General features: G+C 58.5%; 14 protein-coding genes. 9 read left to right on the top strand and 5 right to left on the bottom strand.

What is annotated here, in order from left to right; translation table 11 throughout:
* Positions 1-114: 114 nt before the first annotated feature.
* On the bottom strand, positions 115-4,068 hold the full coding sequence (gene putA / locus PFAS1_RS08915; protein ID WP_076028908.1) for a trifunctional transcriptional regulator/proline dehydrogenase/L-glutamate gamma-semialdehyde dehydrogenase: 3,954 nt from the start codon (positions 4,066-4,068) through the stop codon (positions 115-117).
* Between the two features lie 466 nt (positions 4,069-4,534).
* On the opposite strand from putA, the gene putP reads away from it, so the two are divergent.
* From putP to PFAS1_RS08870, 9 genes are all read left to right on the top strand, one after another.
* The gene (gene putP / locus PFAS1_RS08910; RefSeq protein ID WP_074873014.1) at positions 4,535-6,019 is read left to right on the top strand and encodes a sodium/proline symporter PutP; all 1,485 of its coding nucleotides are present in this window, start codon (positions 4,535-4,537) and stop codon (positions 6,017-6,019) included.
* A gap of 364 nt (positions 6,020-6,383) precedes the next feature.
* Complete coding sequence (locus tag PFAS1_RS08905) at positions 6,384-8,402, top strand: type VI secretion system Vgr family protein (protein WP_076028907.1); 2,019 nt, start codon at positions 6,384-6,386, stop codon at positions 8,400-8,402.
* A complete protein-coding gene (locus tag PFAS1_RS08900) occupies positions 8,392-9,129 on the top strand; it encodes a DUF4123 domain-containing protein (RefSeq protein ID WP_076028906.1) in 738 nt (245 codons plus the stop codon). The genes PFAS1_RS08905 and PFAS1_RS08900 overlap by 11 nt, the downstream gene beginning before the upstream one ends.
* Positions 9,129-13,892: an RHS repeat-associated core domain-containing protein gene (locus tag PFAS1_RS08895; protein WP_076028905.1), complete on the top strand. Its 4,764-nt coding sequence runs from the start codon at positions 9,129-9,131 to the stop codon at positions 13,890-13,892. Before PFAS1_RS08900 ends, PFAS1_RS08895 begins: the two co-directional genes overlap by 1 nt.
* Positions 13,893-13,900: 8 nt before the next feature.
* The gene (locus PFAS1_RS08890; protein WP_076028904.1) at positions 13,901-14,311 is read left to right on the top strand and encodes a hypothetical protein; all 411 of its coding nucleotides are present in this window, start codon (positions 13,901-13,903) and stop codon (positions 14,309-14,311) included.
* Between the two features lie 296 nt (positions 14,312-14,607).
* Complete coding sequence (locus PFAS1_RS08885) at positions 14,608-14,805, top strand: hypothetical protein (RefSeq protein WP_076028903.1); 198 nt, start codon at positions 14,608-14,610, stop codon at positions 14,803-14,805.
* Positions 14,805-15,221, top strand: a complete 417-nt coding sequence (locus PFAS1_RS08880; protein ID WP_076028902.1) for a hypothetical protein — start codon at positions 14,805-14,807, stop codon at positions 15,219-15,221. The genes PFAS1_RS08885 and PFAS1_RS08880 overlap by 1 nt, the downstream gene beginning before the upstream one ends.
* A 475-nt stretch (positions 15,222-15,696) precedes the next feature.
* Positions 15,697-16,020 carry a hypothetical protein gene (locus tag PFAS1_RS08875; RefSeq protein WP_076028901.1) on the top strand — a complete coding sequence of 108 codons (324 nt, stop codon included), beginning with the start codon at positions 15,697-15,699 and terminating at the stop codon, positions 16,018-16,020.
* Positions 16,021-16,329: 309 nt separating this feature from the next.
* Positions 16,330-17,169, top strand: a complete 840-nt coding sequence (locus PFAS1_RS08870; protein ID WP_076028900.1) for a 23S rRNA (adenine(2030)-N(6))-methyltransferase RlmJ — start codon at positions 16,330-16,332, stop codon at positions 17,167-17,169.
* Positions 17,170-17,296: 127 nt separating this feature from the next.
* On the opposite strand, the gene msrA is transcribed toward PFAS1_RS08870, so the two are convergent.
* The 4 genes from msrA to aceF form a co-directional block, all read right to left on the bottom strand.
* A complete protein-coding gene (gene msrA, locus PFAS1_RS08865; protein WP_074873040.1) occupies positions 17,297-17,944 on the bottom strand; it encodes a peptide-methionine (S)-S-oxide reductase MsrA in 648 nt (215 codons plus the stop codon).
* 228 nt (positions 17,945-18,172) lie between these two features.
* Complete coding sequence (locus tag PFAS1_RS08860) at positions 18,173-20,866, bottom strand: putative bifunctional diguanylate cyclase/phosphodiesterase (RefSeq protein WP_076028899.1); 2,694 nt, start codon at positions 20,864-20,866, stop codon at positions 18,173-18,175.
* Positions 20,867-21,155: 289 nt separating this feature from the next.
* A complete protein-coding gene (locus PFAS1_RS08855; protein WP_076028898.1) occupies positions 21,156-22,550 on the bottom strand; it encodes an alkaline phosphatase D family protein in 1,395 nt (464 codons plus the stop codon).
* A 298-nt stretch (positions 22,551-22,848) separates the two neighbouring features.
* Positions 22,849-24,828, bottom strand: a complete 1,980-nt coding sequence (aceF, locus tag PFAS1_RS08850) for a dihydrolipoyllysine-residue acetyltransferase (RefSeq protein WP_076028897.1) — start codon at positions 24,826-24,828, stop codon at positions 22,849-22,851.
* Positions 24,829-24,839: the final 11 nt, after the last annotated feature.

The raw sequence follows: 24,839 nt of genomic DNA, 5'->3' as shown, positions 1-24,839 counted from the left end.
CCATAACACTCAACATCTCTGTCGACTGTTACACCGCTATCGCGAGCAGGCTCACTCCCACAGGGGATACTGCAAACCGGGCACCCATTGCGGATGCCCGGTCTTGTTTGCGGTTTAGCCGATAGTCATCAGACTGGCATTACCACCCGCCGCAGCGGTGTTAACGCTCAACGCCCGCTCGATCACCAGACGCTCCAGCGCAATGTTGGTCTCGCCTTGCGACAAGCCATGAACCCCAACAATCGCACCGGCACGCTTGGCCACTTGCTGGCAGACCGCGCGCAACTGATCGGAATGGCCGTGATGCAGAACCGCATCAAACAGCACTTCGTCCTTGCTCCAGTCGGAAACCAGTTTGATCTTCGCCTGAATTTCCTTCGGCAGACGTGCGAACAACGCCTTGGTCAATTCAGCTTCTGGCCATACCGCCGAGCTGCCTACAGCCAATACCGCCGCCAGTTGTGTCAGCAGATCGCCTTCGACTTCCGCCAGGCACAGCACGTGTTCACGCGGCAGGATGGCGTAGCTGTTGCGCTCACCGGTCGGGCCCGCCAGAAGACGGGTGATCCCGCTTTGCGATTGCGCCGCGAACTGCACGCACAGGGTGCTCAGGTCGGTGAACTTGTTGCTGTCGGCCCAAGCTTGCAGGGCCTTCAGCGGTTTGCTCATGGCATCACGCAGACGAACGTCCGGTGCCGCGATGGCATCACCGCGAGCGAAGGATTGTTCGATCGCATCGGTAGGACGTGTCGACAACAGACGGTACAGGTACAACGGACCACCGGCTTTCGGACCCGTACCCGACAGGCCTTCGCCACCGAACGGCTGCACACCTACCACGGCACCGACGATGTTGCGGTTCACGTAGACGTTACCGGCGTTGACGTTGTCGATCACCTTGGCGATGGTCTCGTCGATACGAGTGTGCACACCCAAGGTCAGGCCATAACCGGAAGCGTTGATCTGACCGATCAGCTGATCGATGTCTTTGCGCTTGTAGCGAACCACGTGCAGCACCGGGCCGAAGATCTCCCGTTGCAGCTCGTCGAAGCTTTCCAGTTCGATCAACGTCGGCATCACGAAGGTGCCGCGTTTGACTTCTTCGGTGTTGGCGATTGCCACTTGGTACACGCTGCGACCTTTGTCGCGCATGCCCTGGATGTGCTTCTCGATACCGGCCTTGGCTTCGGCGTCGATCACCGGGCCGATGTCCACCGACAGGCGTTCCGGGTTGCCAAGACGGCATTCAGCCATGGCACCTTTAAGCATTTCGATGACACGGTCAGCGGAATCTTCCTGCAAACACAGCACACGCAGCGCCGAGCAACGCTGACCGGCGCTGTCGAAGGCCGACGACACCACGTCGATCACGACTTGTTCAGTCAATGCCGAAGAGTCGACGATCATTGCGTTCTGGCCGCCAGTTTCAGCGATCAGCGGAATCGGACGGCCCTGAGCATCCAGGCGACCGGCGACATTGCGTTGCAGCAAACGAGCGACTTCGGTGGAGCCAGTGAACATCACACCTTTAACCCGATCGTCACCGACCAAGCGAGCACCAACGGTTTCGCCACGGCCCGGCAGCAGTTGCAGCACGCCTTCCGGAATCCCGGCTTCGAGCAGCAAACGTACGGCTTGAGCAGCCACCAGCGGAGTTTGTTCCGCAGGTTTGGCCAAAACCGGGTTGCCGGCAGCCAGTGCCGCAGCGACTTGGCCGCTGAAGATGGCCAGCGGGAAGTTCCACGGGCTGATGCAGACCACCGGACCCAATGGACGGTGGGCGTCGTTGGTGAAATCGTTGCGCGCCTGCACCGCGTAATAACGCAGGAAGTCCACGGCTTCACGCACTTCGGCGATGGCGTTGGCGAAGGTCTTGCCGGCTTCGCGGGCCAGCAGGCCCATCAGCGGCTGGATTTCGCCTTCCATCAAATCAGCGGCACGTTCCAGAATCGCGGCGCGCTCGGCGGGCGGAGTGGCCTGCCAGATCGGCGCAGCGTTCAGGGCGCACTGGATCGCGTTGTCGACGTCTTCGACGGTCGCTTCCTGTACATGGCCGACCACGTCACGCAGATCCGACGGGTTCAGCACTGGCGCAGGGGTTTCGCTGCTGGACGCGCAACCGAGCATCGGCGCGGCTTTCCAGTGGTTATGAGCGGTTGCCAGTAGTGCGCAGGACAGCGAAGCCAAACGATGTTCGTTGGCCATGTCGATGCCGCTGGAGTTGGCGCGCTCGGCACCATAAAGATCACGCGGCAGCGGGATACGCGGGTGTGGCAGGCCGAAGCCGCCTTCCAGCGTAGCCATCTGCTCGATGCTGGCCACTGGATCGGCCACCAGCTCCTGAATCGAAATGGATTGGTCGGCAATGCGGTTGACGAACGAGGTGTTCGCACCGTTTTCCAGCAGACGACGTACCAGGTACGCCAACAGTGTTTCGTGCGTGCCAACCGGAGCGTACACGCGGCACGGACGGTTCAGCTTGCCTTCGGAAACTTTGCCTACAACCTGTTCGTACAGCGGTTCTCCCATGCCGTGCAGGCACTGGAACTCGTACTGGCCGGGGTAATAGTTCTGACCGGCGATGTGGTAAATGGCCGACAGGGTATGGGCGTTGTGCGTGGCGAACTGCGGGTAGATGACTTCCGGCACCGACAGCAATTTGCGAGCGCAGGCGATGTAGGAAACGTCGGTGTACACCTTGCGGGTGTAGACCGGATAGCCTTCCAGGCCTTCGACCTGGGCGCGCTTGATTTCGCTGTCCCAGTACGCGCCTTTTACCAGGCGGATCATCAGGCGATGACGGCTGCGACGAGCCAGGTCGATCACGTAATCGATCACGTACGGGCAACGCTTTTGATAAGCCTGGATCACGAAACCGATGCCGTTCCAGCCGGTCAGTTGCGGCTCGAAGCACAGGCGCTCCAGCAGATCCAGCGACAACTCGAGGCGGTCGGCTTCTTCGGCGTCGATGTTCAGGCCGATGTCGTATTGCTTGGCCAGCAGGGTCAGCGACAGCAGGCGCGGGTACAACTCGTCCATCACGCGCTCGTACTGCGCACGGCTGTAACGCGGGTGCAGTGCCGACAGCTTGATGGAAATGCCAGGACCTTCATAAATCCCACGACCGTGGGACGCTTTGCCGATCGAGTGGATGGCTTGTTCGTACGAGGCCAGGTACTTCTGGGCGTCGTGCTCGGTGAGTGCGGCTTCACCCAGCATGTCGTAGGAATAGCGGAAGCCTTTGGCTTCGAACTTGCTGGCGTTGGCCAGGGCTTCGGCGATGGTTTCGCCGGTGACGAACTGCTCGCCCATCAGGCGCATGGCCATGTCGACGCCCTTGCGAATCATCGGCTCGCCGCTCTTGCCGATGATGCGGCTCAAGGACGATGTCAGGCCGGCTTCGTTGTGGGTGGCGACCAGTTTGCCGGTCAGCAGCAAGCCCCAGGTGGCGGCGTTGACGAACAGCGACGGGCTGTTGCCCAAGTGCGGGTGCCAGTTGCCGGTGCTGATCTTGTCGCGAATCAATGCATCACGCGTGCCTTTGTCCGGGATACGCAACAGCGCTTCGGCCAGGCACATCAGGGCCACGCCTTCCTGGGACGACAGGGAAAATTCCTGCAACAGGCCCTGAACAATTCCGGCACGGCCGCCGGCGCTTTTCTGATTGCGCAGTTTTTCGGCAATCGAGGCGGCGAGCTTGTTGGTGGCTTCGGCCATCGAGGCTGGCAGGCGAGCCTGCTCGATCAGCATCGGCACCACTTCCGGCTCAGGGCGACGGTAAGCGGCGGTGATCGAAGCGCGCAGCACCGATTGCGGCAAGATGCTTTCAGCGAACTCCAGGAAGCACTGATGCGCGTGATCGACGTGGATCTCGCCCGCTTCGTCAACTTCCTTGCCGTTCAAACCGTTCAGCTCGGACAGGGTTGCACCACCCTCGAGTTTTTCCAGGTAATTGAAAATTGCCTGCTTGATCAGCCAGTGTGGCGTGCGATCAATCGAGGTCGCGGCGGCCTTGAGGCGCTCGCGGGTCGGGTCGTCAAGTTTGACCCCAAGGGTGGTGGTAGCCATATTTTTATCCTCATGTTTGCCACGACCGCGTGGCATCAGCTGGCGGCAAGATTAGCCGCGCAACCGTCGAGGTGCAACCGGGTGCAACCCTTTTTTTGTCGGAATAATACGCAGCTCGTCAGGAAATAAATTCCGGTACGAATGTACTGCTCCTGCTTGGTGCTTTTGCTTCTAGTAAACCGTCAGGACTGCGCTAAAAGGGAGCAAAAACAGGCTTTTTTCAAGTAAATCCGACTAGGTGCAACTTATTCGCTCGAAACTGGTTGCACCTTATTTGCTTTGTTGAATAGCATTCGCGCCCAAGGTGCAACCGGTCAAAAAAGACAGGTGTACCGGCTGATGGCTTTCCTGGGGAAACATCAGTCATTAAATGCGCGGGCCCGGAAATCGTCTGAACAAACATTGTCGTTTGTCGGCGCTTTCACACTCTGCCGCTACATAAAAACAAAGCCAGGGCATCACTCAAATGAGCGTAAGCAATCCAACACTGATCACGTTCGTGATCTACATCGCAGCAATGGTGCTGATCGGCTTCATGGCCTATCGCTCCACCAACAACCTTTCTGACTACATTCTGGGCGGTCGCAGCCTGGGCAGCGTCGTGACTGCATTGTCCGCCGGCGCCTCCGACATGAGCGGCTGGTTGTTGATGGGCCTGCCGGGCGCTATCTATATGTCCGGTCTCTCCGAAAGCTGGATCGCCATCGGTCTGATCATCGGTGCTTACCTGAACTGGCTATTCGTCGCCGGCCGCCTGCGCGTGCAGACCGAGCACAACGGCGATGCGCTGACCCTGCCGGATTACTTCTCCAGCCGTTTCGAAGACAAAAGCGGCCTGCTGCGGATCATCTCTGCGGTCGTGATCCTGGTGTTCTTCACCATCTACTGCGCATCCGGCATCGTGGCCGGCGCCCGTCTGTTCGAAAGCACCTTCGGCATGTCTTACGAGACTGCGCTGTGGGCCGGTGCTGCGGCGACGATTGCCTACACCTTCGTTGGCGGTTTCCTGGCAGTGAGCTGGACTGACACCGTACAAGCCACGCTGATGATCTTCGCGCTGTTGCTGACGCCGATCATCGTGCTGCTGGCCACTGGCGGCATCGACACCACGTTCCTGGCCATCGAAGCGCAAGATCCAAGCAACTTCGACATGCTGAAAAACACCACCTTCATCGGCATCATCTCGTTGATGGGCTGGGGCCTGGGCTACTTCGGTCAGCCGCACATCCTGGCGCGATTCATGGCGGCGGATTCGGTCAAATCGATCGCTAACGCTCGCCGCATCTCCATGACCTGGATGATCCTGTGCCTGGGCGGCACCGTGGCTGTAGGCTTTTTCGGTATTGCCTACTTCTCGGCAAACCCTGCCGTGGCCATGCCAGTGAGCGAAAACCACGAACGTGTGTTCATCGAACTGGCCAAGATCCTGTTCAACCCATGGGTTGCCGGTGTACTGCTGTCGGCCATTCTGGCTGCGGTGATGAGCACCCTGAGCTGCCAATTGCTGGTGTGCTCGAGCGCACTGACCGAAGACTTCTACAAAACCTTCCTGCGTAAAACCGCTTCCCAGGTCGAGTTGGTCTGGGTCGGTCGTGCCATGGTGTTGCTGGTTGCCTTGATCGCTATCGCATTGGCCGCTAACCCGGAAAACCGTGTGCTGGGTCTGGTCAGCTACGCCTGGGCTGGTTTCGGTGCTGCTTTCGGTCCGGTTGTCCTGATCTCCGTGATCTGGAAAGACATGACCCGCAACGGCGCACTGGCCGGCATCCTGGTCGGCGCGATCACCGTGATCGTGTGGAAACACTTCGAACTGCTGGGCCTGTACGAAATCATCCCTGGTTTCATCTTCGCCAGCCTGGCGATCTACATCGTCAGCAAACTGGGCGAGCCTACCAAAGGCATGCTTCAGCGCTTCGCCGCTGCCGAGGCAGATTTCCGCCTGAACAAGTGATGGGGATGAGCTGATGCTCTGACCTTTCGCCGAACATGAAAACGGCCCGTTTCCTTATGGATGCGGGCCGTTTTTTTATGGCGCGATCTTGTGGCATTGAAGTTCCAATGTGGGAGCGGGCTTGCTCGCGAATGCGGTGGGTCATCCGGCATTAATGTTGACTGACACACTGCTTTCGCGAGCAAGCCCGCTCCCACATTTGTCCGGTGGTGCTTCTGACAGGAATGTCTGTAGCCAAATACACTGTTTTCTGAAGGGGGAATCTCCAGAAAAAGTAGGGAAAATCTGATTTCCCCACCCCTCCATCAATACCCCTTGTCGCTCATGCAGAATCGCCCGCCTTCATTCTGCAGAGACACATCGGATGTTCGCTCCTGCCAATCAACCGCGTTTCACGTTGACGATCGACGGCTTCCAGAATGAGCTCAAGGTGCTTGAGTTCACGGGAACGGAAGCGATCAGTCAGCCCTACCGTTTTGATCTGGAACTGGTCAGCGAACGGCCCGACATCGAACTCGAAAGCCTCCTGCATCGTCAGGCATTCCTGAGTTTCGATGCGCAGGGTTCCGGCATTCATGGTCAGATTTTTCGCGTTGGCCAAAGCGATTCCGGACAACGTCTGACGGGCTACCAAATCAGTCTCGTGCCGCGCCTGGCCTACCTCGGCCAGCGCATCAATCAGCGGATTTTCCAGCACAAAAGCGTGCCGACGATCATCGCGCAAATCTTCAAGGACCACGGCATCCAGCGCGATGCTTTCGAGTTTCGACTCGGCAGCGATTACCCCGAGCGTGAGTACTGCGTGCAATACGCGGAAAGCGATCTGGCTTTCATCCAGCGGCTGTGTGCCGAGATCGGCATTCATTACCACTTTCAGCACAGCCTCGACGGGCACCTGCTGGTGTTTGGCGATGACCAGACGGTTTTCCCTCGCCTGCCCGAGCCGACGCTCTACCTGCCGGGCAGCGGAATGGCGGCGGATGCGCCGGCCATCAAACGTTTCAACGTGCGACTGGAAACCCGGACGACAGCGGTCACCCGTCGCGACTACGACTTCAAAAAACCTCGCCTGCAACTTGAAAGCCGCCTCGACAGTGAGCTGCGACCGGTGCTCGAGGATTATCACTTTCCTGGCCAATTCACCGACCGCGAACACGGCAAGCATCTGGCCCAACGAGCACTCGAACGGCACAACGCCGACTTCCGTCAGGCCGAAGGTCGTGGCGACGAATCGGCTTTGGTCAGCGGGCATTTCCTACACCTGGCCGAACACCCGCATCAGGCGTGGAATGACCTGTGGTTGATCACTGAAATTGAACACCATGGCCGTCAACCACAAGTGCTGGAAGAGTCGGTTGCCAGTGACGGCCCGGATGATTTCCAGGGCTATCGCAATACCTTCCTGGCCACACCGTGGGACGTTTGGTTTCGTCCTCCACTCGGGCCGGAAAAACCGCGCATGCTCGGCTATCAATCAGCCGTGGTCACCGGCCCGACCGACAGTGAAATCCATTGCGACGAGTTCGGCCGGGTCAAGGTTCAGCTCGCCTGGGACCGCGACGGTCAGCTCGATGAACACTCCAGTTGCTGGCTACGCGTCGCCACCGGCTGGGCGCACGACCGTTATGGCAGCGTGATGATCCCGCGAGTCGGCATGGAAGTGCTGGTGGGGTTCGTCGACGCCGATGCCGACAAACCGCTGGTGATGGGTTGCCTGCCCAACGCCGCAACCCCGGTGCCGCTTGATCTGCCCGCCGACAAAACCCGCAGCATTTTCCGCAGCCAGAGCAGTCCCGGTGGTGGCGGTTACAACGAATTGCGCATCGAAGATCGCAAAGGCGCCGAGGAAATCTACCTGCGCGCCCAGCGAAACTGGACTCAGCACGTACTCAATGATCAACAGGTGCAGGTCGATAACGCCCGCAGCATCATCGTCACCGGCACCGCTCGCCATGAGCTGAAGGCCGACGAGCAGCGCATCACCCATGGCCAGCGCCAGACCGAAGTGAAGCTGGACGATCACTTGGTGGTGGTCGGTGACCGACACATTCGGGTGACCAGCCAGGCGCTGAATGCCAGCCAGCAGTTCCATGTCAGCGCTGGCCAGCAAGTGGTGATCGACGGCGGCGCCAGCGCGACGATTCAGGCGGGCGGGCAGTGGATCAACATCGGTCCCGGCGGGATCTTCAGCAGCGTGCCGATTCAGGTGGGAGGCGCGTTGATGCCGGCCATGGCCGCTGCGCCCGTGTCGCCGGATACGCCACTGAAACTCGCCGCTGCCCCGGCAGCACTGTTAAGCGCTGCACAAATTCTGAGCCTGAAAAGCGACGCGCCGTTCTGTGAGGAATGTGAGCGCTGCAAGGAGGGTGTCTGTGCAGCCTGATGCCTTGTCACCCCACGCCTGGTTGGATCGCCAACCGCTCAAACCTTCCGAGCAGTTGTTCGCGATTTTCGGCAGCGCGAGTACCGCTGAACCGTTTAAAGCCTGGCAGCGTTCGATCAAAGCTCAAGCACCCAGTCCGATCTGGGCCGGCACCGCTTACGCGGAGTGGGAACCGGTGATGCCCTATGTCGGAATCGTCGCTGCGGGTAGTGAGTTTCTGCAGTGGGTTGCAACAACCGAGTCTCGCGATTGGGGTTGGCTGGTGGTTTCTTCTGCCCCTCAGGAGGTGTTGGTTGAGCATCTTCGCAGCCTTACTCAAGTTCTTTTACCCAACGGTAATGCGGTGTTTTTCCGCTTCTGGGATGGGCGTTATTTGCTGCCGATTCTTCGGTCGGCCGAGGTTGACGCTACGCAGCTGATGCCGGTGATCGAGCGTTGTTTGATCAATGGTCAATCGCTCGACATCGGTGGCCAAGCGCTGACCACTTCTCGGGTTTTTCCGTGGTGGGAAGTTTCCGAATCGCTGCTCAAACAGCTCGCCGAAGAGTCCGCAACAACCCGCATCAACAACTTGGTGAAGTGGCTGAGCGAGGAACGCCCTGACCTTTACGAGGCGTTCTCCGAAAGCGTTTTTCGCCACAAAGTCGCGATCTTTCTTGAAACGCCCGACCTGCCTCAAGCACCCAAAACAGCCTTGGTGGACTACCTGATGGCGGAGCTGAACTGATGGATCAGATCGTACGGATCGAGCAGGAACTCGACGGTTTTAAAGACACCTTGAGTCTGTATCGCCAACAACTTGGTGGCTTCTTAAGCAGGAATGCGGACAAAGTCAGCCGAGCTACGGACATGCCCTCGCTGATGGACATGGAGCGGCTCATAAAACTGGGTAATACCACCACCGCGGTGAGCAGTCGTGATGACGATTTTTTCTCCAGTCTTGCGCAGTGCCCCAAGAGCGGGATTCTGGAGATCGAGAGCAAGTTCGAGTCGGTTTACGACATTCCGCTGGGGAATATTCAGGTCGATGTGATTGCCTCTGATGGCGGCAAGTCGACGCCTGTAACACTCGATAAAAACGGTAAAGGGCAGTTCGAAGGCACTCCCGGCAAGTTCTATCGCGTTCATGTTCGGAGCGAAGTCACTGCGAAACAAATTGATGCGCTTTTCTCCTCTTACGACGGCCTGACCCAAGAGCTGGAAGTCTGGCTGCGCAAAGAGTGGGAAGGGTTTAAGCCGCAATGGTCGCAGCAATCGGCATCAGCTTCACTGGCGGCGGTGGGCAATGGAATGCTCGCGGGGAGCTGGGCGGCGGTCGAGGCTGTTTGGGATGGCATCGGTGAACTTGCCGACATCCTGAAAGACCCCAACGCTTTTGCCGAGAAGCTTGGCGAAAGTGCTGGGCAACTTGCCGGTCTGGCCGTAACCGCCCCCGACCTGATGGAAAAAGCCATGTTGCTGGCCAGCGACGAGGCGGCGCTGTGTTTGTTGATGCGTACCGCAGTGCTATGGCTTGAAGCATTGCCACCTTCGCAACTTGCCGGGTCCTCAGCGGAAGCCATTTCCAGGGTCGTGGTTGGCTTGGTCATCGATTTGTTGATTGGCCTGGTGCTGAGCGTGGTTGGGGTGGGTGTTGCCTGGCTCGCGATGCGATTAAAGAAGTACAGCGCGCAGATTTATGAGGCCGCGATGGGCTTCGTGAAGTCGATGGTCACGATCATCAACAACTTCATGGCTTACGTTGATCGCTATAAAACAGTTGCCGCACGGGGTGTGGCGGCGGGGCTCAAACAAGGTCGGATGCAACTGCGCTGGAATGGCCGCAAGAACACCACGCTGAAAAAAGACGAACACCACGACAACGCCCCGGATCAGGCGAAAAACCCCAATGGCGACAGCGCCGATTCCGTTGATAAAACCGCCACCAACAAATGCCCGGTGTCGATGGTCACCGGCGAAGAACTGCTGACCCTGACCGACGGTACGCTGGACGGGATTTTGCCGTTCGAGTTCACCCGGCTCTATCGCACCAGTGCGGTGGAGATCGATTGCGGGCTCGGGTTCGGCTGGAGTCATTCGCTGTCGCATCGACTGGAAATCGAGGGCGACAGCGTTATCTGGATCGACCACGAAAACCGCCGTACCACCTTTCCGTTACCGAATATCGAGCGCCCGGCGATTCACAACAGCCTGTCGCGGGCGGCGATTTATCTGGGTGACGAGCCGGAAGAACTGATCCTCGCCCAGGCCGGTGACGACGCACGGTTCTATCACTTTCATAACGGTCGGTTGACGGCGATCAGCGACGTCTACGACAACCGCCTGCGCATCACCCGCGACCGGCAAGACCGCATCAAGCATCTCGACAACGGCGCTGGCCGTGCCTTGCGATTGCGCTATGACCGCAGCCATTTGGTCGCCATCGACTATCAGCGTTTTCAGCCCGCCGACACCCTGGAAGACGCCTGGCGTACCGAGCAAACACTGGTTGCCTACCGCTACGACGCTCGTCATCGCTTGATCGAAGCCACCAATGCCGCCGGCGAAAGCGAGCGCTACGACTACGACGATCAGCACGTCATCCTGCAGCGGCAGTTGGCCGGTGGGGCGAGTTTCTTCTGGGAGTGGGAACGCTCCGGCAAGGCGGCCCGCTGCATCCGGCATTGGGCGTCGTTTTCGCAGATGGACGCGCGGTATGTCTGGGATGACAACGGCAGTGTGCGGGTTAAAAACGCCGACGGTAGCGAAGAGGTTTACGAGCACGACGAGCGCGCGCGGCTGGTGCGCAAGGTCGGGCTGGACGGCGGCGAACACCTCAAGGCCTACGACGACCACGGTCGGCTGCTGGCCGAGCAGGACCCGCTTGGCGCCGTCACCGAATACCGTTACGACGAAGTCGGACGGCTGATCGCGCTGATTCCGCCGGAAGACGAGCCGACAGCCTACGAGTATCGCAACGGTTTCCTGCACGCGCGGTATCGCGGCAAAGCGGTGTGGAAATATCAGCGCAATGCGCAAGGCGACATCACCGAAGCGACCGACCCCGACGGCCAGGTCAGCCACTATTACTACGACGACAAAGGGCAACTGCTGTCGATCCGCTACCCGGACACCAGCCGGCATGTGTTCGTCTGGAACGCCTTGGGGCAACTGCTCGAAGAGACCTTGCCGGACGGCGGTCAGCGGCGCTTTTCCTACGATGCGTTGGGGCGGCAGATTACCCGTCAGGATGAACACGGTGCCGTTACCCAGTACCACTGGGATGCCGTTGGCCGACTGATCCAGACCACGCTGCCTACCGGCGCCAGTCGCGCCTTCAGCTACAACGCCTACGGCAAGATCACCGCCGAGCGCGATGAACTGGGCCGCGTCACCCGCTACGAATACCTCGACGACCTGCACCTGGTCAGCCGCCGCCTCAATCCCGACGGCACCCAGCTGCGCTACCGCTACGACAACGCCCAGCTGTTGCTCACGGCAATCGAAAACGAATCCGGCGAAACCTATCGCCTGGACTACACGCCCAACGGCTTGATCCGACAGGAAACCGGCTTCGACGGCCAACGCACGGCGTACGCCTACGACCTCAATGGCCAGTTGCTGAAGAAAACCGAGTTCGGCGATGACGGCTCGCAGCTAATGACCGCTTACCAGCGGGATTCGGCCGGACGCCTGCGGGTCAAAACCCTGCCCGACGGCATCAAGGTTGAATACCGCTATGACCGCCTCGGCCGACTGCTCAGCGTCGACGACGGCCACGACCATCCGCTGGAATTCGAGTACGACCCGCAGGATCGGCTGATCACCGAGCATCAGGGCTGGGGCACGCTGCGTTATGGCTACGACGCCTGCGGCCAGCTCAATCGCCTGCGCCTGCCGGACGGCAGCAAACTCGATTACCACCACGCCCGGGGTGGCGCGCTGACGGCGATCGACCTCAACGGCGCGCGGCTCAGCGAGCACCAATTCGCCTTCGGCCGCGAACAGCAACGCCAGCAGGGGCAGTTGCTCAGCGAATATGCCTACGACGATCAGGGCCGGTTGAAGGCCCACGCGGTCAGCCAACAGCACCAAGCGCTGTATCGCCGCGACTATGCCTACAGCGCCAACGGCAACCTCGACTACATTGCCGACACCCGTCACGGCCAACGCAGTTACCACTACGACCCGCTCAACCGCCTGATCCGCGTCCGCCACACCCGCGATCAACCCCCGGAAAGCTTCGCCCACGACCCGGCCGGCAACCTGCTGATGCACGATCGTCCCGGCCCGTCCACCGTCAAAGGCAACCGCCTGCTGATCCAAGGCGACCGCCACTACGACTACGATGCCTACGGCAACCTGATCCGCGAACGCCGCGGCACCGGGCAAAAACGCGTCACCGAATACCGCTACGACGGCCAGCACCGCTTGGTTGGCGTCACCACCCCGGACGGCCGCAGCGCCAGCTACCGCTACGACGCCTTCGGCCGCCGCATCAGCAAAACCGTCGACGGCAAGACCACCGAATTCTTCTGGCAAGGCGACCACCTCATCGCCGAAAGCAGCCGCGAGCACTACCGCAGCTACGTCTACGAACCCGGCACATTCCGCCCGCTCGCCATGCTCGACGGCAAAGGCCCGGACCAGGCTTGCCCCTTTTATTACCAACTCGACCACCTTGGCACACCGCAAGAACTCACCGATTACAGCGGCGACATCGTCTGGTCGGCGACGTACAACGCCTACGGCCAAGTCACTCGCCTGGCGTTCGGTGGAGGAGAACAACTCGAGCAGCCGTTGCGCTTTCAAGGGCAGTACTTCGATGCCGAGAGTGGTCTGCATTACAACCGGCATCGGTACTATGATCCGGAGGTGGGTCGGTACCTGACGCCCGATCCGATCAAGTTGGCGGGTGGGCTGAACCAGTACCAGTACACGCCGAATCCGACGGGATGGGTTGATCCGTTGGGGTTGAGCGGGAGTTGTCCGCCGCCTAATAAGCTTGGGTGTGGGGCGCCGGATGATACGACTGGCGCTAGGGTGGATGAGGGTGAGCCGGCGCTGCCGAAGCCCAAGCTGAGTGCTGCGGAGCTTGCCAAGAAAGAAGTTAAAAGATTAAACGACAGTCAAGGCATGCATATGGTTGGAAAACATAGTCCAGCGGTACCAGATGCTAAGTGGAAGCAGCGTGCTATTGATGGTACGGATCCGATAACTGGTAGAAGACCTAGGCACCAACGTGGTAATCCAAGTTCCAGATTTAGCAGTTGGGAGTTGATGCTCGAGGCTTACACTCTTGCAACAACGAGGACTGAGCGAGGGCTGTCTCGATTTACGGGGAAGGACGGAGAGGATAATAACATCGTTAGAATGAGGCTTCCGGGTGCCGGGGAGGGATATATACCAAACACTAGGTCAAAGGAAAATCCAAGGCTTATTAAATTGGACGGTTTTGAAATGAAGTTTGATGATGCTGGCGTTCCTTTTACGTTATATCCGATCAAGTGAGGAAGATTATGTTTATTGATCCTGATACTCAGCAGCCATATATACCGACACCTTCATATTTTTTGGGCTGCTTCGATATTTATGATCGTGAAGAAACACTTGGAGAGGAGTTGGAGAAATTTAATCCGAATGACCCGTCGGACAGAGAGGAGCTAATACTCAAGTATTGTCTGGTTAGAAATCGTACCTATCGACACCGCTTTTTACTTTACAAGTGTTTGGAAAAGGCGCTTGAGGATAAAAACTACGACTTTCAGTCGCTTTTTAAGTACGACCCAGAGGCGTACTCCTCATTTCCCTGTGGGTGGGATGAAATGGAAAATACGAGAGCTTTTTTTGAAGATATTTATCGTTTGGCAACTATCGAGTGGAAAGAGGATTTTCAAAAGGCCAATCTTGAAGACCCAGCGAGTTGGTAAAGAGTTTTAGTGATTTTTTAGTTTAGTTGCTTCTGCCCCGTATTCTATTGTGTTCAGTTATGGTCGGCTTTTGAAAAATGATGTTATTAATACCTATTAAAAAATTGATTTCTACACTGCGAACTATGTATAAGAATTGGGCGAATGGTTCGGGTCCTGCTGTTCAGCAACAAACCACTAGCTGCGAACTTCATGGTGAGAGCGAAAGGTGGAGAGCCGTTCCGAGCTCTAAGTTTATAAGCTATAGAGCGCAGCTGAATGCTTATAATGAAGCGATGACAAGGGAGACTAGAAAAATGTCTCGTTTTACTGGGGAGGATAGTAAAGGAAATTTGTTAGTAAGAATGGAGGCTGAAAACGTAGGTCAGGGATATGAGCCTAATCCTTTAGATCCAACAAATCCGCGTTTCATTCCTCAGATGAATGCCTTTGAGATGAAATTCGACTTTGAGACACTGCAGCCTATAGCGCTTTATCCGATAGAGAAAATCTAATGCTGATGCATCCGTATCTGAATGCTCCATACAACCCAAGCCTAGGGCATTTTCTCGGCGGGTTCGATATATATGATCGCGAGGAGAGTCTTGGGGTTGAGTTGTCGGCGTACGATCCTGATTGTCCTTCAGATAGAGAGTTCTTAATATCTCGGTTTATTGTCAAGCGTTTCGCTGCGTTGAGTTATCGGCACAAATTTGTTTTGTTTTTTGTGTTGGGAGAGGCTCTTGATGGTGACTCAAGTGTTTTTTCTGAGATTTTGGAACATGATCCGATGTCCCCCTCCTTGCTCCCTCCTGGGTGGAACGAAATGAAAAATCCGCGGGCGTTTTTTGAAGATGTGTACCTCAAGTTATCCGAAGCGTGGGTTGATGATCTGTATAAAGCGAGTCAGGAGGATTTTTCAACTTGGTGAGGGTAGTACTTAACCGAGAGATAAATTTAATGCTTGGCTGTAGTGTTTGAGAATTATTGTCAATAATAAGTGAGTGTTTTCTCGGCTTTTTAATTTGTTGGTGCTTGCTTATTTGACCATGCACGATGTGAAGGGTAGCGAATTTTCTGGGCAAGATCGTCGGAAGTTTCCTTCAACTCGTAGCGGTTTCCATGAACTGGTGCGAAGTGAGCTCCATGGATAGTCTTTGGCTGTCGCTGCAAATGCAGTGGCAGGGTGTAGGAACCCTTGGAAATTCACCGCGCGTCAACGCTGTCGTTTGATTGCGGCACTTTATTTGTGTCCGTAAGATCGTTCGCGGCGGCTGTGCGTGGGACACGCTTCGGCGTGGCTGAGTTTGGTGGATCCTCAGTTTCCTACTCCCGCGCACGGCTGCCACCCAAGCCCGTAGGAAAGGCCGTTGGTAGCTTGAATTTATCCACCAAGGTCTCAAAAAATGAAAACACTTCATCCCGATCCCCCCTATGAAAAACCAACCCCCCATCCCCAAAGCCGCTTCATGGCACTCACCAGCAATTGCGACGACATGCCAACCCTGTTCGTCGACACCCAAGCGCCGCTGGATGTTTTGTATGACGCTGCCAACTACCGAATTCGTGCCGTCACCCAGGTGATGGAGAACTTGTCCATGCGCGGTTCGATCGAGTGTCAGTCCTTTCTTCTTAGTGATTTTGCTTTGCTCTGTGCCATTCCGTTGCGGGATGGGTGTGATGTGCTGGATGTGTTAGGGCGGCGGTTGAAGGCGCGGTCTTCGGAGTAGCGCCGGGGGCTTTCGCTGATGCTGTTCAGTTAAGTTGATACGCACGTTTTTGTAGCAGCTGGCGAAGCCTGCGTTCGGCTGCGCAGCAGTCGTAAAATCATAGCTTGCGGTGTTTCAGGTGCACCGTGCAGGCAGGGTTTACGACTGCTGCGCAGCCGAACGCAGGCTTCGCCAGCTGCTACAGATCGTGTTGCGGCCTAGCTGAGGTGTGTTTTCCCCTTTGTGAGTGCTGCAACTGCCCGCTCGGCTGCGAACCCCTGACGTCCAGCCCCGTACAAGGTAAACTTCCCGCCCTTCGCAGGAGCAGCCATGAATTATCGTCACGCCTTCCATGCCGGCAATCACGCCGATGTGTTCAAACACCTGACTTTGACCCGCATCATCGCTTTGATGTCGCGCAAGGAGCAGCCGTTTGCCTATCTCGACACTCACGCCGGCATTGGTCTGTATGACCTGCAGGGCGATCAGGCGAGCCGTACCGGTGAATACCTGGAAGGTATTGCGCGTTTGTGGGATCAGCCTGATCTGCCGGCGTTGACCGCTGATTACATGAAGGTGCTGCACGAGATGAACCCGGATGGCCAGTTGCGCTATTACCCGGGGTCGCCGGAGTTGGCGCGGCGGCTGACGCGGCCGCAGGATCGGGTGATGCTCAACGAGAAGCACCCGGAAGATGGTGTGTTGCTCAAGGACAACATGGCCGGCGACCGTCGGGTGAAGGTGCATCTGGGCGAAGGCTGGCATGTGCCGCGTGCGATGTTGCCGGTGCAGGAGAAGCGGGCGGTGATGTTGATCGATCCGCCGTTCGAGCAGCTGGATGAGATGCAGCGCTGTGCGGCGTCGCTGAAAGAGGCGATTGGCCGGATGCGCCAAACCGTGGCGGCGATCTGGTACCCGGTGAAGGACCAGCGCCTGTTGCGGCGTTTTTATCAGGACCTGGCGGGCACGGGCGCACCGAAGTTGTTGCGGGTCGAGTTGCTGGTGCATCCGCTGGATACGCCGAACAGCCTGAACGGTTCGGGGCTGGCGATTGCGAATCCGCCGTGGGGGCTGGAAGAGGAATTGCGTGAGTTGCTGCCGTGGTTGTCCAAGAAGTTGGGGCAGACCCAGGGTGGGTGGCAGATGGATTGGTTGATTGCTGAAAGTTGACCAGTGATCGTTCCCACGCTCTGCGTGGGAATGCCTCAACGGACGCTCCGCGTCCACTTCGGTAGGGACGCGGAGCGTCCCGGGCTGCATTCCCACGCAGAGCGTGGGAACGATCAGGGCCCGAAAGTCAGATCGGGCAAGTCACGCCGGTACCGCCAATCCCGCAGTACCCTTCAGGGTTTTTCGCCAGGTATTGCTGGTGGTACGCCTCGGCAAAGTAGAACGTCGGGGCTTCTTCGATTTCAGTGGTGATGGTGCCTTTGCCAGCCTTGGTCAGCTCAGCCTGGAACACTTGCTTGCTGTGTTCGGCCGCCGCCAGTTGAGCAGGGTTGGTGGCGTAGATCACCGAGCGGTACTGAGTACCGATGTCATTGCCCTGGCGCATACCCTGAGTCGGGTTGTGCAGTTCCCAGAACATTTTCAGCAGCTCTTCGTAGCTGACTTTCGCCGGCTCGTAGACCACCAGTACCACTTCGCTGTGGCCGGTCAGGCCCGAGCAGACTTCTTCATACGTCGGGTTCGGCGTGAAGCCGCCGGCGTAACCCACCGCCGTACTGACCACGCCTTCGCGCTGCCAGAACTTGCGCTCTGCGCCCCAGAAGCAGCCGAGGCCGAAGATCGCGAAATCCACGTCCATCGCGAATGGGCCCAGCAGCGGGGCGTCGTGGACGAAGTGTTTTTCCGGCACGGTCATTGGGGTTTCACGGCCGGGCAGAGCTTGTTCTTTAGTCGGGAGCACGTTTTTGTTCACCAGGATTTCCGAGCGCAGAACCATGATCAGTCCTCTCAGTCAGGTTTGAATGTAAATACACAGACCGCCAGTGTGCCCAATGATGCCAAGTTAATCACTACCCCTGTGGGAGCGAACTGTGGCGAGGGGGCTTGCCCCCGTTTGAGTGCGTAGCACTCACAAGATCTTTGGTGCCTCAGGGATTTTGGGGCTGCTTCGCAGCCCAACGGGGGCAAGCCCCCTCGCCACAGGTTGACTCCCAAAGGGGGGGTGTCAGGCGATCGGGCCACGCGGGTAGCGTTTGAGCTTTTCGATCAGCTCTACGCCGGGGATCGGTCGGTCGAACAGGTAACCCTGGCCGACGTCGCAGCGGTGGCGGCGCAGGAAAGCCAACTGCTCGGCGGTCTCGATGCCTTCAGCCACGACCTTGAGTTTCAGGTTGTGGGCCATGGCGATCACCGCGGAGGTGATTTCCATGTCGTCCTGGTTGTCGGGGATTTCGTGGATGAAGCTGCGATCGATCTTGATGATGTCGATCGGGAATTTTTTCAGGTAGCTGAGCGACGAGTAACCGGTGCCGAAGTCATCCATGGCCAGGGTCAGGCCCAGGCGCTTGAGCTGATCGAGCTGCAAGTGGGTGTCTTCGGTGGCTTCCAGCAGCAGGCCTTCGGTGAGTTCGAGTTCCAGCAGGTTTGCCGGTAGCGCTTCTTCCTTGAGGATGTTGGCGATGGACGACACCAGGTCCGGATCGGAGAACTGCTTGGGCGACAGGTTGATGGCCACCTGAAGATTGCCCAGGCCCGCGGCGGTCAGGTCTTTGCTCATGCGGCAGGCCTGGCGGGCGATCCATTTGCCAATCGGAATGATCAGGCCGGTTTCTTCGGCGACGCTGATGAACTGGTCCGGGCGGATCATGCCTTTTTCCGGATGGTTCCAGCGCAGCAGCGCTTCCATCCCCAGCAGGCGACCGCTGCGCAGGCAGAGCTTGGGCTGGTAGAACACGTCCAGCTCGTTCTGGGTCAGGGCGCGGCGCAGGTTGTTTTCGACGAACAGTTTGTAGCTGGCTTCGGCGTTCAGCGCTTCGGTGAACACCTGGACCTGATGTTTGCCGTTGGCCTTGGCCTTGTGCAGGGCGAGGCCGGCGTTGCGCATCAGGGTTTGCGGATCGCGGCCGTGCAACGGCGCGCAGGCCAGGCCTACGGAGCCGGTGACGCTGATCAGCTGGTTGTCGACGAACATCGGTTTGTCGAGGGTCGCCAGCAGTTGATTGGCAATCTGTTGACCCGCACGCAGGTCGGTGTCGTCCAGCAGCACGGCGAATTCGTTACTGGCAAACCGCGCCAGGCTGCCGCTCGGGCTCAGGCTGTTGCGCAGGCGCCGGGCCAGGCTGATCAGCAGTTTGTCGCCGGTCTGGTGGCCGAGGCTGTCGTTGATCCGCTTGAAGTTGTCGATGTCCACCAGCAACAAGCTGATCGGGGTATCGCTGTCTCGGGCGAAACGTTCGTCGAGGTTGCGGATGAAGGACGGACGGTTGCCGAGGTTGGTCAGGTTGTCGGTGTAAGCCAGACGCTCGATGCGCTGCTGAGCGAGCTTGGTCTGGGTGATGTCTTCATAGATGCCGATGTAATGCGTCAGCTCGCGGTTGTCGCCGTAAACCTTGGAAATCGACAACTGACCCCAGTAGGGTTCGAGGTTTTTACGACGGCTTTTGAATTCACCCTGCCAGCTGTTGCTCTTGGCCAGCGCCGAGGGCGCGTCGAACAGCAACTCGCTGAGGTTTTCCAGTGCCGGCAGTTCCGACAGCCGCTGGCCGTGGACTTCTTCGGTGGTGTACTGGGTGATCGCCGTGAAGCTGGGGTTGACGTATTCCACCACGCCATCGCAATTGACCAGCAAAAAGGCGTTGGCGCTTTGCTCTACCGCACGCTGGAACAGGTGCAGGGCGCTGGTGGCGGTGCGGCGGTTGTGGTTGTTGATGACTTGGGCAAACTGATCCGCCAATTCACCGGCGAACGCAATTTCGTCCGATTGCCAGGCGCGGGGCGTACCGGTCTGCTCCAGGCAGAGCACGCCGACCACTTGGCCGTCGACGCGGATGCTGGCGTCGAGCATCGCATTCACATCGCGCGGACGCATGTGTTCGGCCATTTGCCGGGTACGCGGGTCGCGCATGGCGTTGTGGGCGTCGATGGCGCGGCCGGTCTGCAAGGCATCCAGGTAATCAGGGAAGAGACTGACGTCGATCGGCTCCGGCAGCAGGTATTCCTGGCTGGCGCGGTGATAGGCCGAAATCGGCACGAGCAGCGAACCTTCGAGGTTCCACAGGCTGGCACAGTCGATTTCGTAAATGTCACAGGCACTGCGAGTGATCAGTTCGGCGGCTTCTTTCAGGGAGTTGTTGCTGCTATAGCGCTGGCGGGTCAGCAGCAGGATCAAGTCTTGCTGGGCGCGCACCCGGTCCAGGTGCAGGAGCTGTTCCTGCTGGGCGCGCTGATTGAGTTCCAGGGCGATTTGCAGGCGAGAGTTCTGGGTTTCCAGGTCCAGGGCCGGCAGCAGTTGCTCACCCTCGAGCAAGCCGTCGATCACCAACAGGTAGCCGCGCAGCAGGTGTCGATTGTGTTGTTTGTAGGCTTCGCCCAGTTCCAGCAGGTTCAAGGAGCCTGCGGCGGTGTGCAGTGTGTAGCGGATCAGGTAATGCGGGCTTTCGGTGAGTTGCTGCTGCACCGCGTCATGCAGCTGATAGCGCGCTTCGGGCTCCATCAGGCTGGCGTAGGGCGAGCCGACCAGAGCGCAGAGCTCCACCGCCGGCAGGCCGAACTGTCGTTCGCAATTGGGATCGAGAAACAGCAGCGCCCAGCTCGCTTCATTCAGCCGTTCGAAACGCAGCATGCCGAGCCGCGAGGGCACAGGCAACTGCGTCACTACCTCGGCCACCATACGGCTGGCGGCATCGGGTTGGCTCTTCATATGGAGGGGAACTCACTTCGAATAGGCTGATCGCGCCGGGCTTCCGCCCTCTGTACTGTTAACTGCGGCAAGGTTGCATCATTGCGACAGTGACTGACAAGAGACATGAAGGCCAAGTGCTATAAGAATATGTCGGCAGGAGAGAGGATTTCTCCAATGGATGGCTAAAAGTAATCGTTTGGAGCCCTGTGGCGAGCGAGCTTGCTCGCGCTGGGTTGCGCAGCGGCCCAAAAATCTTGTGAGCGCTGCGCACTCAAGCGGGAGCAAGCTTCCTCGCCACAGGTTTGGTTTAACGCAAAGGAATGCCTACCGATTGCAGCCGCTGGCCGTCCCGGTCGTGATAGTTGACCTGTACCTTCTCCTGATCAACGACCAGATGGGCAAAGTTGTCCTGGCTGACCACCTGGCTGGTCAGTTCATGCTGATAGTCGCCAGCGGCTGTTCGCGCCAATGGTTGGCCGAGGATGAAAGTGGATGCCTTGGCATACGGCAGCAGTTTGCTGTTGCACAAAGGCGAGGAGACGATGGTGTGCACCGCGAAGTCCGGGTCTTCGCTGTGGGTCAGGCGACTGGTCAGGGAGCCATGGACATCGCCGGACACGAAGAAGACGTTCTTTATTCGGTGCGTACGAATGGTCTCCAGCAGTCGTAGCCGTTGTTCCGGGAAAGCTTTCCAGGCGTCATCACCGTGAAGCTTGCGGTCGGGGTAGAACATTACGCTGGTGACCACGAACTTGACCCTGGCCGGGCTGTGAATCAACCACTTGCACAAGGCTAGTTCCTGCTCGTCGTCGAGGATGCGTCGATCATTGGCCGACAGGTTGCGTCGGGTTCGACTGTCAGTGACAAACCATTCGATATCGCCTTCGGCGAATTGATACCAATAGTGCTGCAGTTGTCTGTTTACTTGCCCGTTGGCAAGAAGTTCATGTGTCGGGCTATGACTGGCTTGATACAACTCATACGCCGCGATGGCGTTTTTGTATAAATAGGCATCTGCCTTGCTTTCGTTGGCGGGCCAGTTGTCTTCGATTTCATGATCGTCGAGGATCATGTAAGTCGGGACGCCGGACATTAACTTTGCAATATTGGGTTGGGAAAAAGCTGCGCGGTACTTGCTGAGTATTGCCTTGTATTCCCGGTCGGGAGCGATGACGTTCAGGTCATCGACATAGATTTGATCGCCGGTCATCAGCATGGCGCTAATGGGCGGTTCGGCCTGCTGCGCCAGATTCGTGATCGAGGCGAAAATCCTGTCGCCCAGATACGGTGCAGACGGGATGCCAGCGGTCATGCGCAGGTAGCGACATGAACCGACGATATAGGCCCGTGGAATCGTGACTTTGCTGGATTGTGTGCGAAACCGGTAGATGTCGCGCGGCCATTGCAGCGGCAGTTCCTGAACCGTTTCCACGGTGTGCACCGGGCTCATGGGGCTGAACCAGCCTGCCTGGTATTCGTACTCGGTGTCGGTGGCAAGGTCGTTGAGTGCAATCACATCGGACATATCCCGCAAGATCGTCAATTTTGCAAATACACCTTGGGACCAACGCTCTTCGCCTGCCCGGCGATAACGAATGCCTGCAAATACTGGCGCAGTGTTTTGAAGTTCGCCGCGCAAGAAAATGCGGGCGTGGTTAGTTGTTGTATGGCCAATAATAGGGCCGACAGTCGGTTTGAACATGTTCGAATCCATTCGAAGTAATGCTAACTAAGCAGATTAAGTTGTAGAAGTGTCTATTGGGGGTGCTCCTAACTAAGATTAGTTATTGGCTTGCGAAAAATATCGGGCGGAAGTGGACTCGAGTTGTAGGCGGCGTAAGCCGTGAATGTAGGAATAAAAATCGGAAGAGAGGGCTGAACGGAGTGGTTTTCTTGAGGGCAAAAAAAGCCCCGCCAAACTGGCGGGGTTGAGGTACGAGCGTGGCGCTCGGAAAACGTGGAACGCGACGGGCCCTCCGATGAAGGAGGGCCGATCGGTGTTACAGCAGGATCGTGCGGATGTCCGCCAGCAGATCGCTCAGACGCTTGGTGAAGCGTGCAGCAGCGGCGCCGTTGATCACACGGTGATCGTAGGACAGCGACAGCGGCAGCATCAGTTTCGGCTGGAAGGCTTTGCCGTCCCAGACTGGCTGGATGGTTGCCTTGGAAACACCGAGGATCGCCACTTCCGGCGCGTTGACGATCGGCGTGAAGCCGGTGCCGCCAATGTGGCCGAGGCTGGAAATGGTGAAGCAGGCGCCTTGCATGTCGTCAGCGGTGAGCTTTTTGTCGCGGGCTTTGGCGGCCAGCACAGCGGCTTCGGCTGCCAGTTGCAACAGGCTCTTCTGGTCGACGTTCTTGATGACCGGTACCAGCAGGCCTTCAGGGGTGTCGACGGCGAAGCCGATGTTCACGTACTTCTTGCGGATGATCGCCTTGCCGCTTGGTGCCAGCGAACTGTTGAAGTCCGGCAGTTCCTTGAGCAGGTGCGCGCAGGATTTGAGCAGCAGCGGCAGGATGGTCAGCTTGACGCCAGCCTTCTCTGCAACGGCTTTCTGAGCGATACGGAACGCTTCCAGGTCGGTGATATCAGCCGAATCGAACTGAGTCACGTGCGGAATGTTCAGCCAGCTGCGGTGCAGGCTCGACGCGCCGATTTGCATCAGGCGGGTCATCGGCACTTCCTCGGTCTCACCGAAGCGGCTGAAGTCCACGACCGGAATCGGCGGGATGCCCGCGCCGCCGGTTGCGCCAGCAGCAGCGGCCGGTGCTTCCTTGGCTTTCTGCATCATGGCTTTGACGTAAACCTGCACGTCTTCTTTCAGGATGCGACCGTGCGGACCACTGGCACCGACGGCGTTCAGCTCGACGCCGAACTCGCGAGCCAGTTGGCGCACTGCCGGGCCCGCATGAACCTTGGCGCCCGGCTTGGCCGGTGCAGCAGCTGGTGCTGCCGGTGCCGGTGCCGGAGCGGCAGGAGCAGCGGCGGCTGGAGCTGGAGCACTAGGAGCAGCAGCGGCGGTTGCCGGGGCAGCAGCAGGCGCAGCGCCTTTGACTTTCAGCTTCAGGATCAGGTCGCCGGTACCGACTTCGTCATCCAGCTTGACGGAAACACTTTCCACCACGCCCGCGGCAGGCGATGGAATTTCCATGCTGGCCTTGTCGGATTCCAGGGTGATCAGCGACTGGTCGGCGGTGACGGTGTCGCCAGCCTTGACCAGGACTTCGATGATCTTGGCCTTGCCCGACGAACCGATGTCCGGGACATGAATGTCCTGAACGCTGTCGGCAACCGGTGCAGCAGGCGCGGCGGCTGGAGCAGCAGCGGCGGCCGGAGCAGGCGCAGCAGCCTGGGCTGGCGCGGCAGCAGCAGGGGCCGCAGCACCCGCCACTTCGAGGTCCAGAATCAGGTCGCCAGTGCCGACTTCGTCGTTGAGCTTGACGCTGATGCTCTTGACCACGCCAGCGGCAGGCGATGGGATTTCCATGCTGGCCTTGTCGGATTCCAGGGTGATCAGCGACTGATCAGCCGCGACGGTGTCGCCGACCTTGACCTGGATCTCGATGATCTGGGCCTTGCCCGACGAACCGATGTCCGGCACGTGCACTTGCTGGACGCTGGCGGCAGCCGGAGCTGCGGCCGGTGCAGCTGCTGCCGGAGCAGGCGCGGCAGCCGGTTTCGCTTCAGCCTTGGCAGCCGGCGCAGCGGCAGCGGCAGCCGCAGCCGCCGGGGCCGCAGCAGCGGCACCTTCGACTTCCAGCTCCAGCAGTTCGTCGCCTTCTTTCAGGCGATCGCCCAGCTTCACTTTGATGCTTTTGACGATGCCGGCCTTGGGCGCAGGAATTTCCATGCTCGCCTTGTCCGACTCAAGCGTCAGGATGCTCTGGTCGGCTTCCACACGGTCGCCGACCTTCACAAATAGTTCGATTACTTCACCTTCACCGCTGCCGATGTCAGGTACGCGAATGAGTTCGCTCACAGAGTGTCTCC

This window comes from Pseudomonas frederiksbergensis, assembly GCF_001952935.1.
In the GTDB taxonomy this organism is placed as follows: Bacteria; Pseudomonadota; Gammaproteobacteria; order Pseudomonadales; family Pseudomonadaceae; genus Aquipseudomonas; species Aquipseudomonas frederiksbergensis.
This window is presented reverse-complemented; position numbering and strand designations above follow the sequence as displayed.

Coding starts and splice junctions, on each gene's coding strand:
- putA (WP_076028908.1), bottom strand. CDS start 4,068: ATGGCTACCACCACCCTTGGGGTCAAACTTGACGACCCGACCCGCGAG.
- putP (WP_074873014.1), top strand. CDS start 4,535: ATGAGCGTAAGCAATCCAACACTGATCACGTTCGTGATCTACATCGCA.
- PFAS1_RS08905 (WP_076028907.1), top strand. CDS start 6,384: ATGTTCGCTCCTGCCAATCAACCGCGTTTCACGTTGACGATCGACGGC.
- PFAS1_RS08895 (WP_076028905.1), top strand. CDS start 9,129: ATGGATCAGATCGTACGGATCGAGCAGGAACTCGACGGTTTTAAAGAC.
- PFAS1_RS08890 (WP_076028904.1), top strand. CDS start 13,901: ATGTTTATTGATCCTGATACTCAGCAGCCATATATACCGACACCTTCA.
- PFAS1_RS08885 (WP_076028903.1), top strand. CDS start 14,608: ATGTCTCGTTTTACTGGGGAGGATAGTAAAGGAAATTTGTTAGTAAGA.
- PFAS1_RS08880 (WP_076028902.1), top strand. CDS start 14,805: ATGCTGATGCATCCGTATCTGAATGCTCCATACAACCCAAGCCTAGGG.
- PFAS1_RS08875 (WP_076028901.1), top strand. CDS start 15,697: ATGAAAACACTTCATCCCGATCCCCCCTATGAAAAACCAACCCCCCAT.
- PFAS1_RS08870 (WP_076028900.1), top strand. CDS start 16,330: ATGAATTATCGTCACGCCTTCCATGCCGGCAATCACGCCGATGTGTTC.
- msrA (WP_074873040.1), bottom strand. CDS start 17,944: ATGGTTCTGCGCTCGGAAATCCTGGTGAACAAAAACGTGCTCCCGACT.
- PFAS1_RS08860 (WP_076028899.1), bottom strand. CDS start 20,866: ATGAAGAGCCAACCCGATGCCGCCAGCCGTATGGTGGCCGAGGTAGTG.
- PFAS1_RS08855 (WP_076028898.1), bottom strand. CDS start 22,550: ATGTTCAAACCGACTGTCGGCCCTATTATTGGCCATACAACAACTAAC.